We start from the raw sequence: 12,791 nt of genomic DNA, 5'->3' as shown, positions 1-12,791 counted from the left end.
ACGGACACATCCGTTCCCTTACGGCAACTCACTGCCGACGGCTCCATGTACATTCACGGCCCGCTCAAATATTCCATTACCCATCGGAATCGGGGAAAGAAAAGGCGCGCCGTGCGACTCCTTCCCTGGGTAAAGGAGATGGTAAAGTGACGATGCAATCCGGAATGATGTCGGTGTCCGCGCGGTCGCTCCGCGCGGTCAAGGGCGTGCTCCTCGGTTCGGCGGCCGGTCTGGCCGTCGCCGGCGGGGCTCAGGCGGCCGATCTGCCGACCAAGAAGGCGGCTCCGGTCGAGTACGTGCGGATCTGCTCGGCCTACGGCGCCGGCTTCTTCTACATCCCGGGCACCGATACCTGCCTGCGCGTCGGCGGCCGCGCCCGCTTCGAGGCGACCTACGTCCAGCCGCTGATCCGCGGCGACAACATGGGCTATCGCGCCCTCGGCCGCCTGAACATCGACGCCCGCACGCAGACCGGCTACGGCACCCTGCGCGCCTTCGTCCGCTTCGAACTGGCCAGCCGCACCGGCGGCTTCTTGAAGTCCGGTACCCAGGAGCGCGCCGCCAACGCCTTCTCCGCCACCGGCGTCGACACGGCCGGGCGCGTCCAGCAATACGTGAACGCCGACAAGGCCTTCATCCAGTTTGCCGGCCTCACCGCCGGCCGCGCGGCCTCGTTCTACGACTTCTACGCCCACGATTACGAGATCATCGCCGGCACGCTCGGGTCGGACATGTCCTCGACCAACGTCCTCGCCTATACGGCGACGTTCGGCGAGGGCTTCTCGGCCACGATCTCGATGGAAGACCCGAACTTCCGCAAGAACCCGATCTTCGGTGCGCCGACCGCCAGCGTGGGCGTGAACCCCGTCGACGTGGTGCAGCGCTCGCGCATGCCCGACTTCGTCGGCGCCCTGCGCTACGACGCGGCCTGGGGCTCGGCGCAGCTCTCGGCGGCGGTCCACGAGATCAACACCGGCAACTTCACCTCGAATCTCCTCACGATCCCCCACGTGCCGAGCGAGTACGGCTGGGCGGTCCAGGGCGGCGTGAAGATCAACCTGCCCTTCATCGCCGCGGGTGACGGTCTCTACCTGCAGGGCTCGTACGGTGAAGGCGCGACGATCTATACCGGCATCTCCAACTACAACGGCACCTACTCGCTGACCGGCAACCCGATTGGTGGCCTGTTCAACACCTCCTACGCGGACGCGATCCTCGACCCGGTGACCGGCCGGCTGTCGCTCTCGAAGAGCTTCACGGTGGTGGGCTCGTTCCTCCATTACTGGACGCCCGAGTGGCGGTCGGCCATCTTCGGCAGCTACGGCGAGATCGAGTTCAACAAGACCGCCCGGGCCCGCACCGCGGCGGCCGGGATCGGCGGCCTCACCGTCGCCAACGCGGCGACCAGCGCCCTGCTGCGCGACGCGTCCCAGATCGTCGCCGGCGCGAGCCTGATCTGGTCGCCGGTGAAGGATCTCGATATCGGCGTCGAGGGTCTCTACACCCAGGTCGGCGTCAAGAACGGTCGCGTTCTCGACCCGAACCGGCCCGGCAGCACCACGGCGACCGTCAGGGACGGCGACACGTTCCAGGTTCGCATGCGCGTTCAGCGCGACTTCTGATCCCGACGGCGGATCGCGACGGAGGGCCCCGGCGGTGTCGGGGCCCTTTCCATTTTTGAGGACCGATGGGAGGGCGAGCGCCCCGCCCGGCCGGGCGCCTGCATCGGCAGGCGCGGGACGGGGCCGCGGGCAGCTGCCCGGTGGTTCGAGCCGGTCCGATGGCGGGATGGCCCCGAACGGGGCGGCCGATGCCCTCACGGCGTTTCCGGCACCGGCCCCATCCTCGCGTGCGTCGCCGCAACCCCGACCACGACGGCTCAGGACAGGGTTCGGGCCCGCACGCGGCCCGGCGCGATCTCTAGAGCCCCGGCCCATCATCGCCCGGCGAGGGGGCCCCAGCCATGCCGGGACCGTCGCGGAGGGCGGGGTCGAAGAGCGGCGCCGATGCGCCTCGGCGCGACGGGGACCGCGAGGCTCCGGTCCGAGACCGGCCGGCGCCGGACGCCGACGGGCCTCCGGCGGAACCCCGCGCGGGCCTCCGCCCTTACTTCAGGTGCTGGGCGAGATACTTGTTCATCTCGAACATCGTCGCCTTGTCCTTGCCGAAGACCTTCTTCAGCTTGTCGTCGGCGAGGATCTCGCGCTTGTTCTCGGGATTCTGCAGGGAATGGGTGCGGATGTAGTCCCACACCTTGCTGACCACCTCGCCGCGCGGGATCGGCTTGGTGCCGACGATCGCGCCGAGTTCCGGCGAGGGCTGGAGGGGCTTCTGCAGGGCGTTCGGCTTGTCGCCGCCCTTGGGCGCCGCCACCTTCTTGCCCTTGGCGGCGGATTCCTTGCCGGCGGGCTTCTCGGCCTCGGCCGCCTCGGCCTTCGGAGCCTCTTTCTTGGTCGTCTTGGTCGCCATCGCTCTCCTCCGGTGTCCCCTGGGGCCCACGTCGCGGGATATACGGCCCTGCCGGGCGCTTAGCGTCAACAACTAAGCCTTGCCGGCCCCGTTCCAAGCGGAAATTCGCGGCCGGAACGGGATCATCCACACCCGAAGGCGTAAACGAAAGCTCAAGCCCCGATTGATCGGGCATCCGTCCAGGTCTTGCGGCCCTCCAGGGGATAGGCCGGATCGGTGTAGCCGGGGGTCGAGGGATGGCCGGCCGGCACGAGCCGGTCGACCAGGGCTTCGTCCTCCGCCCCGAAGCGGTAGGCGAGCGAGGCCGCGTAGGCCTCCCACTGCGCGAAGGTGCGCGGGCCGGCGATGACCGCGGTGACCGCCCGGTTGTTCAGCACCCAGCCGAGGGCGAAGTCGATCGGCGAGGCGCCGCGGGCGGCCGCGTGGGCGGCGATCTCGCGGGCGATGGCGAGGCTCTCGGGGCGCCACTCGGTCTGCATCATGCGGGCGTCGCCGCGGCCGGCACGGCTGCCCTCGGGCGGCGAGGCGCCGGGATCGTACTTCGCGGTGAGCACGCCGCGGGCGAGCGGCGAGTAGGGCACCACGCCGAGCCCGAAATACGCGCAGGCCGGCAGGTGCTCGACCTCGGGCATGCGGTTGAGGGCATTGTAGTAGGGCTGGCTCGCCGCCGGTCGATCGATGCCGTAGTCGTCGCAGAGGCGGCAGATCTCGGCGACGCGCCAGGACCGGTGGTTCGAGACCGCGAAGTACCGGACCTTGCCGGCGCGGATCAGGTCGCCCACGGCCCGCACGGTCTCGGCCAGCGGCGTGTCGTGGTCCTCGCGGTGGAGGTAGTAGAGGTCGATCCAGTCGGTGCCGAGGCGCCGGAGGCTGTCCTCGCAGGCGCGGATGACGTGGGCGCGGGAGAGGCCGCGGTCGTTGGGGCCGGCCCCGATCGGGTTCCCGACCTTGGTGGCGAGCACGACGGCGCCGCGGTCGCGGGCGATGGCGCGGCCCACCACCTCCTCGGAGACGCCGTCGTTGTAGACGTCGGCCGTGTCGATGAAGTTGATCCCCCGGTCGCGGGCATCCGCGATGATGCGGGCGGCCTCGGCCTCACTGGTCTGGCCGCCGAACATCATGGTGCCGAGGCAGAGGGGGGAGACCTTGAGGCCGGATCGTCCGAGGGTGCGGTACTCCATCGCGTCGCTGTCCTCCGATGATGGCCGATCTTGGGCACTAAGTTCCTGTGGCGCGCACGTCTCGCCGCCGTGTGGATGCCGGGGTTTTCCTCCCATTCACCCTGTTCGGCAATCCCCCGTTAAGCACGCGGCCGCAGAACTCTCCGCATGTTCTTCGCCGCCATCTCCCTCGCCTTCGGCGCCGCCGGCGCCCTCATCCTCGGCCTGCGGGCCGCGGTGTCCTCCGAGATCCCCGGGGAGGGCCCGCATTCGCGGGGCTTCCTCTGAGATCCGGGTGGCCGGAGGGTGCGCCCTGCGGCGGGGAGCCGAGGGGCGGCGCCCCTCGGTCCTGATCCCGGGTCGGCCGGCGCGGGCGCCACGCCGCGAGGCGCCGCGCCGCGAGGCGCCGCGCCGCGAGGCGCCGCGATGCTGAGCCGCTTCCTCGTCGTCGCGGCGGCGCTCTATGCGGGCTACGGCGTCACGTCGCCCTACCTGCCGGCCTTCCTGGCCGAGCGCGGGCTCGGCGCGGACCAGATCGGGCTCGCGCTCGCGGCCGGCCAGGGGGTCCGGCTCGCGGCAGGCCCGCTGGCGGGGCGCCTCGCGGACCGGCGCGACGCCGCCCGCGGCGTGCTGGCGGCCTGCGCCCTCCTCTCCGCCGTCACGGCGCTCGCCTTCCTCGCCGGGCACGGCTTCGCGGCCCTCCTGGTGGTCGGGGTCGCGCACGCGGCCGCGACGGCGCCGCTCGCGCCGCTGGCGGACGCCCTGGCGCTCCCGGCCGCCGCGGCCGGCCGCTTCTCCTACGGGCTCGTGCGGGGTGCGGGCTCGGCGGCCTTCATCGCCGGCACGCTGCTCGCGGGGGCGGTGACGGCGTGGTCGGGCCGGCCGGCCCTGCTCGCCTGCGGGGCGGCGTTCTTCGGGCTCCTGGCGCTCGCCGCCCTGCGGCTCCCGGCCGGGGCGGCGCGGGCCGCGGGGATTGTGGATTCGGCCTCGCCGGGCCTCCTCCTGCGCTCGGCGCCGTTTCGCCGCCTCGTCCTGGTCGCCGCCCTGGTGGTCGGCAGCCATGCCATGCACGACGCCTTCGCGGTGATCCGCTGGCAGGCGGCCGGGATCGGTCCCGGCGCGGCGAGCCTGCTCTGGGCGGAATCGGTCGCCGCGGAGGTGCTGGTCTTCACGCTCGCCGGGCCGCCGCTCCTCGACCGGCTCGGCCCGGCCCGGGCGCTGATGCTGGCGGGCCTCGCCGCGGCGGGGCGCTGGGCCGTGGAGGGCGCGACGGCGGCGCTGCCGGCCCTGGCGCTGATCCAGGCCCTGCATGGGCTGACCTTCGCGCTCCTGCACCTCGCCTGCATGCGGGTGCTGCTGGCGAGCGTGCCGCCGGCGCTGGCGGCCACCGCCCAGACCCTCTACGGCACGCTCGGCCTCGGGCTCGCCACCACGCTGACGACGCTGGCGGCCGGGCCGCTCTACGGCCGGTTCGGGCCGGCAGCCTTCTGGGCCATGGCGCTGATGGCGCTCGCCGCCGTGCCGCTGGCGCGGGGCCTGCGCGCGCCGCCGGGCGATGCCCTGCCGGGCGATGCCCTGCCGGGCGATGCCCTGCCGGGCGATGCCCTGCCGGGCGATGCCCTGCCGGGCGATGCCCTGCCGGGCGATGCCCTGCCGGGCGATGCCCGGGAGGGCACCGCCCGCGGTGGGGCTTGACCCGGGCCCGCGCCGGGCGGAAGGCGGGCCCGCCGACCGGAGCCCCGCATGCCCGTTCCCGCCGACCTCTCGGCCCTCGATTCGACCGCGCACATCATCCAGGTGGCGCTGACGCCGGTCTTCCTGCTCAGCGGCCTCGCGACGCTGCTCAGCGTCCTGTCGACGCGCCACGCGCGGATCGCCGACCAGGTCGAGAGGCTGTCGGGCCGCACGAACGAGGTGGCGCGGCTCGCGGAGTTGCGGCGGCGCAGCCTCGCCCTGGACGCGGCGGTGGTGCTGGCGGCGCTCGCGGGGGTGGCGACCTGCGGGGCGGTGCTGACGCTGTTCGTGGGGGCGCTGCGCGACACGGGCGTGGCGAGCGTGCTCTTCGCCTTGTTCGGCGCCGCGATCGTGTTCACCCTGTGCGCGCTCGGGGTCTTCGCCGTCGAGATGACCCTGGCGAGTCGCGACGTGCGCAGCGCCGCCGCGACTCAGGCGGAGGAAGCCCGGGAGCGCTGAGGGGCCGCGGGCGCCAGAGCGCCCGCAGGCGCGGAAGCGCCCGGAACCGTCCGACGGGGGTCCGGTTCCCCAGGGGTGAGATGGAGAGACGAGAGATGCCGACCGACCTGCCGACCGAACGAAGCCTGCGCGCGCCGGGCTCGATGGAGCTCGACCCGACCGCCGAGGGCGTCGCCCTCGACGAGACCCGCCGGCTGATCGCCTCGAACAAGGTCGAGGGCACCGCGGTCTACAATCGCCAGGGCGAGAGCCTGGGTACGATCTACAACTTCATGGTCGATAAAGTGTCGGGGCAGGTCGCCTACGCGGTCCTGTCCTTCGGCGGCTTCCTCGGCCTCGGCGAGAGCTACCATCCGGTGCCGTGGCGGGCGCTGACCTACGATGTCCGGCTCGGCGGCTACGTGATCGACCTCGACGTGGACGCGCTGGCGGGGGCGCCGAGCCAGGGTCCGGGCGAGGACGCCTTCGCGGATCCGGGCTTCGGGCCGCGGGTCGACGCCCATTGGGGCCGCGGCCGGCCGGACCCGGCCTGAGGCCATGGAGCCGGAGGCGGTCGAGGGGGCGGTCGAGCGCGGCGCCGGCTTCTCAGTCGCGCCGGGGACGGGCAAGCGCCCCGGGGTGCTGGTGGCGATGCCCTTCGACCGCGACCTGATCGCGCGCTTCCGCGAGACCTTCCCGACCGCGAAGTTCCGCCGCGCGACGCGGCGCTGGTTCGTCCCGGGCACCACGGCCGAGCGGCGGGTCGACGCCTGGATCGGGCGGGAGATGTCGGCGCGCGACGCCCACGGCGACGCGAAGGGCCGCGACGCCTACGCCTTCGAGCCGCTGGTGAGCCGCTACCTCGACCCGAGCCCCGAGGGGCTGATCGTGCGCACCCCCTATTCGCGCACCGTGGTGGAGACCCTGCGGGGCATCTCCGCCGCCCATTGGGACCCGGCGGTGCGGGCGTGGCGGGTGCCGTGGCGGGCCTACGAGGCGCTCAAGGCGGTCTGGCCGGTGATCGAGGAGGCGGCCGCCCGCAACGAGCCCGAGGCGAAGCGCGCCCGCCGGGAGGCGGCCCGCGATCCCGCGGCCGAGCGCGAGCGGCGGCGCCAGCGTCACCCGGTGCCGATGGACGACCTGCCGCCCCTCGGGGTCCCGGTCGAGACGGCGGCCTACGGCGTGGTGGTGTTCGAGGCCCTCGACGCGGAGCCGATCGCGCGCGAGGACCTGCCGCACGCGGTGGCGCCCCTGCCGAAGGGCCGGACCTTCGTGTGGGGCTGGTGGCGGATGCCGGATTTCCGCGAACTCGCGGAGGTTCTCTCCGCCGCGCGCCCGGACGACGTGCGCCGCGGCTGGTGGCCGCCGACCCGGGAGGGGCTGGAGATGCGGCGGCGGCGCCTGCGGGAGGCCGAGCGGGCGCGGGCGACCCGGGCCGCCCGGCGCGAGGAGGCCGAGGTGCCGGCCGGCGAGGACGCGCAGGAGTGATCCGGGTCGGCCGGCGCGCCCGCTCCCGTCCTACGCCCCGGCCGCCTCCGGCGCGTAGGCCGCCGGATCGACCCGCTCGGGCCGTCCCGGCAGGGCGAGGGCGGCCGCCCGGGCGGGGGTGCGGGCCACCACCCGGCCGCGGCGGATCACCGCGAGCCGCGTCGCGCGCAGCCGGATCGCCTCGATCGGGTCGCGGGCCTGCAGCAGCACCAGATCCGCGTGGGCGCCGACATGCAGCCCATAATCCTCAAGCCCCATCACGGCGGCGGCCTGGGTCGTCACGGCCGCGAAGCAGGCCCGCATCGCGTCGCGCCCGGTCATCTGCGCCACGTGCAGGCCCATATGGGCAACGTCGAGCATGTCGGCCGCGCCGAGGCTGTACCAGGGGTCCATGCAGCAATCCTGGCCGAAGGCGACGGTGAGCCCCGCCGCCAGCGCCTCGGGCACGCGGGTGAGGCCGCGGCGCTTCGGGTAGCTGTCGTGCCGGCCCTGGAGCACGATGTTGATGAGCGGGTTCGCCACCACCCGCAGCTGCGCCTCCGCCATCAGGGGCAGCAGCTTCGAGACGTAGTAATTGTCCATCGAGTGCATGGAGGTGAGGTGCGAGCCCGCCACCCGCCCCTGCAGCCCGTGCCGCACCGTCTCGGCGGCGAGCGTCTCGACGTGGCGCGACAGGGGATCGTCGGTCTCGTCGCAGTGGATGTCGACGCGCAGCCCCCGCTCCGCCGCGATCCGGCACAGGCGGCGCAGGGATTCGGCCCCCTCCTCCGCGGTGCGCTCGAAATGCGGGATGCCGCCCACCACCTCGACGCCGCGGTCGAGGGCGCGCTCCAGGTTGCGCGCCGCGCCGGGCGCGCGCAGATAGCCGTCCTGCGGGAAGGCGACGAGCTGGAGGTCGAGGTACGGCGCGACCTGCTTCTTGACGGCGAGCAGGGCGTCGACCGCGAGCAGCCGGTCGTCGCAGACGTCGACGTGGGAGCGCACCGCGAGCAGCCCCTGCGCCACCGCGAGGTCGCAGTAGCGCAGCGCCCGCGCGATCACCGCCTCCTCGGTGAGGAGCGGCTTCAGCTCGCCCCAGAGGGCGATGCCTTCGAGGAGCGTGCCGGACAGGTTGAGGCGCGGGTGCCCGAGGGAGAGCGTCGCGTCCATGTGGAAGTGGCAATCGACGAAGGGCGGCGTCACGAGCTGGCCGGCCGCGTCGATCTCCTCGCCGGCCGGGCCCGGGATGCCCGGCGCGATCCCGACGATCCGCCCGCCCGCGACCGCGATGTCGTGGTCCCGGCGCCCGTCCGGCAGGGTCGCGCGGCGCAGGATGAGGTCGATGTCCATGAGGTCAGCGCTCTCCGCGGCGATAGGGGATCATCAGGGCCCGGGGCGCCCGGGCGTGGCGGGCCCCGACCAGGAGCGCCGCGATCGACAGGAGGTAGGGCAGCATCAGGAAGACCTGCCCAGGCACGATCCCGCCCGCGACCTGCTGCAGCCGGACCTGGAAGGCGTCGAAGGCGCCGAACAGCACGGCCCCGAGCAGCGCCTTGCCGGGCCGCCAGCCCGCGAAGACGGTGAGCGCGATGCAGATCCAGCCGCGCCCGGCCACCATCTCGAAGAAGAAGGCGTTGAAGGCCGACAGCGTCAGGAAGGCGCCGCCCACCGCCATCAGGGCCGAGCCCGCCACCACCGCGCCGGTCCGCAGGGCCCGCACGGGGATGCCCTGCGCCTCGACGGCGGCCGGGTTCTCGCCGACCGCCCGCACGGCGAGGCCGAGGGGCGTGCGGGCGAGGAACCACGCCAGCGCCGCCACGAGCGCGAGCGCCAACAGGGTCAGGGCGGTCTGCCGGAACAGGATCGGGCCGACGAGCGGCAGGTCGGACAGGAGCGGCAGGTCGAGGGGCGCGAAGGGCACGATGCGCGGCGGCGTGGCGGCGCCGGGCAGGGCGAGCCGGTAGCCGAACGAGGCGGCGCTGGTGGCGAGCAGGGTCACGGCGAGCCCGCTCACGTGCTGGGAGAGGGAGAGCCCGACCGTGAGCCCGGCGAGGAGGAGCCCGAGGAGCGCGCCCGTGAGCGCCGCGACCAGCACCCCGCCCCAGAGGCCGGCGCCGAGATGCACGGCGAGCCAGCCCGTCATGGCCCCGGCCGTCATGATGCCCTCGATGCCGAGGTTGAGCACGCCCGCCCGCTCGCACAGCACGGCGCCCGCGACCCCGAAGATCAGCGGCGTGGCGATGCGCAGGGCCGCGGCCCAGAAGGTGACGGTGAGCAGGATGTCGAGGAGGCTCTGCACGGGGTCACGCCCTCCCGATCCGCACCCGGTAGCGGGTCACGAGCCCGGCCACCAGCACGGCGATCAGCGCCATGGCGACGATGAGGTTGGCGATGTAGCTCGACACCCCGACCGCCCGGCTCATGGAATCGGCGCCGACGAACACCGCCGCCACGAAGACGGCCGCCGCCACGGTGCCGAGCGGCGAGAGCCCGGCCAGCATGGCGACGACGATGCCCGCGTAGCCGTAGCCGGGCGAGAGGTCGGCGGCGAGGAAGCCCTTCACGCCCGCGACCTCGCCCGCCCCGGCGAGTCCCGCCAGCGCTCCCGAGAGGGCGCCGACGCCGACGAGCGTCGCGCCGACCGGGAGCCCGACGAAGCGCGCCGCCGCGGGCGCGGCGCCGACCGCCCGGATCGCGTAGCCCGCGACCGTGCGGGCGACGAGGAGGTGGATCGCCCCGGCCGCCGCCAGGGCGAGGAGGAGCCCCGCGTGGAGGCGGGTGCGCGCGACGAGCTTGGGCCATTGGGCGGCCTCGACGACGGGCTCGGATTGCGGCCAGCCGAGGCTCATCGGGTCCTTCATCGGCCCCTCGATCATCATCTGGACGAGGAGCAGGACGACGAAGTTGAGGAGGAGCGTGGTGACGACCTCGTCGGCGCCGAGCGCCACCCGGGCGAGGGTGGGGCCGAGCATCATCAGGGCGCCCGCGAGCGCGCCGGCCGCGAGGACGAGGGGGATCATCAGGGCGGGCGGCCCCTCGACGGCCCCGGCCCCCACGGCGACGGCCGCGAGGGCACCGGTATAGAGCTGGCCCTCGGCGCCGATGTTGTAGAGCCGAGCCCGGAAGGCGATCGCGGCGGAGAGCCCCGTGAGGATGAGGGGGGTGGCCCGGGTGAGCACCTCGGCCAGCGCGAAGCGGGAGCCGAGCGCGCCCTCGATCAGGCTCGCATAGGCGCGCGGCAGCGGCGCGCCCGCGGCGGCGATCGGGATCGCCGCGAGCGCCAGGGCGACGAGGCCCGCGGCCACCGGCACGGCGAGGGCGAGGAGCGGCGGCGTCCCGCTGCGCGGCTCGAGGCGGATCACGGGGCGGGGCTCCTCGGCGGGGGATGGAATCAGGAGATCCGGCGCGGATCGGAGATACGCCCGGGAGCTTAGCGAAATCCGGGCCGCGGGACGAAGGGCGGGGATGCGGGCGACGGGCCTGACCCGGGCGACAGCCGCCGCCGCGCGACGTCGGCCGCTTCCGAACCTGCCGGATGCAGGGTCCATCCTGCTCGCAGCTTTTGGAAGGAGAGTACATAAATTAAATAATTCGAACAGGCGAGGCAGAGAAGGTTGAGTTTCACAGTGGGAACGGTGAAATTCCAACGAATTCGATCCATGATTATCTATCCTGGCTGTACAAACGCGAACAGGACCTGACGCATGACGGCACCTGCACGCCCGCCATCCTGAAGAAGAACGCCGCAGCCTCCTGAACCGGTGCGACGGCGAGCGCCCCGCGTCCGCGCGATGAGGGTGCCACCGGCGGCGCGCCGACCGGGAGGCTCACGAAGCGCGCCGCCGCGGGCGCGGCGCCGATCGGTCGGATCGCGTCGCCCGCGACCGTGCGGGCGACGCGGAGGTGGATCGCCCCGGCCGCACCCGCCCGGGCCGGCGCTCGTCCCGGACAGCTCCGTCTTGCAAAATCTCTTCCCTAAGGTCATTGAGCGTGACCGAGGCAACGCCGGACCCCTGCGCTGCCTCGCGGCGACCCTCAAGCGCACGGATCATGGCATCAGCCTGTCTCGGTCAGAGCGCGGCATCGGCACCGCGCCGCGCGGCATTCGCGTGAGATCGACGTATGACCCATCCGCTTTCCGCCGACGCTGCCTCCCGCATCTCCGCCGAACACGCCCAGCCTCGGCCTTCGCTTCCCCTGGTCATCGGCCTCGACGACGCGCTCCAGGGCGGCAGCGCGCTCCTGGAGGGCGCGCTCTCCCTCCTGCGATCCGACACCCCGGGGGTTCTCACGCTCCTGCTCCGGGGGCCAGGCGGGCGCGCCGTCCTGGAAGACCGCGTCGCGCGGGCGGCGGCCCTCGCCGGGGCGGCCCGGCCGCTCAACGAGGAGGCCCTGGCCTTCGCGGAGGCGCGGGCCCGGCGCGGGTGTCCCATCTGGCTCCTTACCGAGGACGATGCCCTGGCGCGGCGGGTCGCGGAGCGCCTCCCCGCCGGCACCCGCGTGCTCGCGCCCGACGCGGCGCTCGCGCTGCCGGGTGAGGCCAGGGCGGCGCGGCTGGCGGACCTGTTCCCGGAGGGGTTCGCGTATGCGGGCGCGGCCGGCGCGGACCAGCCGGTCTTCGCCCGCGCCAGGGAGGCGGCGCTCGTCGGGGCCGCCCCGGGCGTGGTGCGGGCCGTCCGCGCCCTCGGCCGCCCCGTCACCGCGATCGAGGGCCCGTCGCGACCGCGCGCCCTCGCGCGGGCCGCGCGGCTCCATCAATGGGCCAAGAACGGCCTCGTCGTCCTGCCCCTCGTGCTCGGCGGCAAAGCCGGGGACCCGGCCGCCTGGGGCCGTGCCGTCCTCACCTTCCTGGCCCTCGGCCTCGTCGCGTCGGCGAGCTACCTCCTGAACGACCTCTGGGACCTCCCCCACGACCGCGCGCATTGGTCGAAGCGCCGCCGGCCCCTCGCGAGCGGGGACCTGCCCCTCCCCACGGCCTGTTCGCCCTCGCGGCGGGCCTCGCGCTCGGCCTCGGGCTCGCGGCCGGGGCCGGTCCCGGGGTGTTCGCCGCCGTGCTGGCCTACCTCGTCCTCACCCTGGCCTATTCCCTGGCCCTCAAGCGCGCCCCCATCCTCGACGCGCTCGCCCTGGGGGGCCTGTTCACCCTGCGCCTCGCGGTCGGCATCACCGCCGCGGCGGTGATTTGGTCGCCCAGGCTGCTCTCCTTCTCGATGTTCCTGTTCACCTCGCTGGCCCTCGCCAAGCGGCACACCGAGCTGCGCGGCGCGGCCGAGCGCGGGCTGAGCGTCGTCGGCGGGCGGGGCTACCTGCCGGCCGACGAGCCGGTCGTGCTCGCGCTCGGCATCGCGGCCGGCCTCGCCAGCATCGTGATCTTCATCCTCTACCTGGTGCTCGACGCGTTCCAGACCGCCGCGCTGGCGGCGCCCCGGGCGCTCTGGGCCTTCCCGCCCCTCCTCCTGCTGTTCATCGGGCGAATCTGGCTGATCGCGGGGCGGGGCCAGCTGAACGACGATCCCGTGGTGT

11 protein-coding genes are annotated in these 12,791 nt (G+C 74.0%); 6 read left to right on the top strand and 5 right to left on the bottom strand.

Going from position 1 to position 12,791, the window contains the following annotated elements; translation table 11 throughout:
* Window positions 1-164: 164 nt before the first annotated feature.
* A complete protein-coding gene (locus MET2598_RS0123240; RefSeq protein WP_018262555.1) occupies window positions 165-1,622 on the top strand; it encodes a porin in 1,458 nt (485 codons plus the stop codon).
* A gap of 484 nt (window positions 1,623-2,106) precedes the next feature.
* On the opposite strand, the gene MET2598_RS0123235 is transcribed toward MET2598_RS0123240, so the two are convergent.
* On the bottom strand, window positions 2,107-2,469 hold the full coding sequence (locus MET2598_RS0123235; protein ID WP_012330892.1) for an SWIB/MDM2 domain-containing protein: 363 nt from the start codon (window positions 2,467-2,469) through the stop codon (window positions 2,107-2,109).
* A 152-nt stretch (window positions 2,470-2,621) separates the two neighbouring features.
* Entirely contained in the window at window positions 2,622-3,650 is a 1,029-nt protein-coding gene (locus MET2598_RS0123230; protein WP_018262554.1) for an aldo/keto reductase, read from the bottom strand.
* Between the two features lie 405 nt (window positions 3,651-4,055).
* Between MET2598_RS0123230 and MET2598_RS0123220 the strand changes: the two genes are divergently transcribed.
* The 4 genes from MET2598_RS0123220 (at window position 4,056) to MET2598_RS0123205 (ending at window position 7,289) form a co-directional block, all read left to right on the top strand.
* The gene (locus tag MET2598_RS0123220) at window positions 4,056-5,324 is read left to right on the top strand and encodes an MFS transporter (protein ID WP_018262552.1); all 1,269 of its coding nucleotides are present in this window, start codon (window positions 4,056-4,058) and stop codon (window positions 5,322-5,324) included.
* Between the two features lie 48 nt (window positions 5,325-5,372).
* The gene (locus MET2598_RS0123215) at window positions 5,373-5,822 is read left to right on the top strand and encodes a DUF2721 domain-containing protein (protein WP_012330896.1); all 450 of its coding nucleotides are present in this window, start codon (window positions 5,373-5,375) and stop codon (window positions 5,820-5,822) included.
* A gap of 95 nt (window positions 5,823-5,917) precedes the next feature.
* Complete coding sequence (locus tag MET2598_RS0123210; RefSeq protein ID WP_012330897.1) at window positions 5,918-6,355, top strand: PRC-barrel domain-containing protein; 438 nt, start codon at window positions 5,918-5,920, stop codon at window positions 6,353-6,355.
* 4 nt (window positions 6,356-6,359) lie between these two features.
* Window positions 6,360-7,289 (top strand): hypothetical protein, encoded by a 930-nt coding sequence (locus tag MET2598_RS0123205; RefSeq protein WP_018262551.1) that lies wholly within the window; start codon window positions 6,360-6,362, stop codon window positions 7,287-7,289.
* A 30-nt stretch (window positions 7,290-7,319) separates the two neighbouring features.
* Here the strand turns inward: MET2598_RS0123205 and MET2598_RS0123200 are convergent, their stop codons facing one another.
* Genes MET2598_RS0123200 through MET2598_RS0123190 form a run of 3 tightly spaced genes read right to left on the bottom strand, consistent with a single transcriptional unit; the run spans window position 7,320 to window position 10,630 of the window.
* Window positions 7,320-8,618: an amidohydrolase family protein gene (locus tag MET2598_RS0123200; protein WP_018262550.1), complete on the bottom strand. Its 1,299-nt coding sequence runs from the start codon at window positions 8,616-8,618 to the stop codon at window positions 7,320-7,322.
* Between the two features lie 4 nt (window positions 8,619-8,622).
* Window positions 8,623-9,567, bottom strand: coding sequence for an ABC transporter permease (locus tag MET2598_RS0123195; RefSeq protein WP_018262549.1), 945 nt, complete (start codon window positions 9,565-9,567; stop codon window positions 8,623-8,625).
* A 4-nt stretch (window positions 9,568-9,571) separates the two neighbouring features.
* A complete protein-coding gene (locus MET2598_RS0123190) occupies window positions 9,572-10,630 on the bottom strand; it encodes an ABC transporter permease (RefSeq protein ID WP_018262548.1) in 1,059 nt (352 codons plus the stop codon).
* A 760-nt stretch (window positions 10,631-11,390) separates the two neighbouring features.
* Here MET2598_RS0123190 and MET2598_RS37250 point away from each other — a divergent pair.
* Window positions 11,391-12,449: a UbiA family prenyltransferase gene (locus MET2598_RS37250; RefSeq protein WP_051086526.1), complete on the top strand. Its 1,059-nt coding sequence runs from the start codon at window positions 11,391-11,393 to the stop codon at window positions 12,447-12,449.
* Window positions 12,450-12,791 lie beyond the last annotated feature (342 nt).

The sequence above is a fragment of the Methylobacterium sp. WSM2598 genome, from assembly GCF_000379105.1.
Taxonomy (GTDB): Bacteria; Pseudomonadota; Alphaproteobacteria; order Rhizobiales; family Beijerinckiaceae; genus Methylobacterium.
This window is presented reverse-complemented; position numbering and strand designations above follow the sequence as displayed.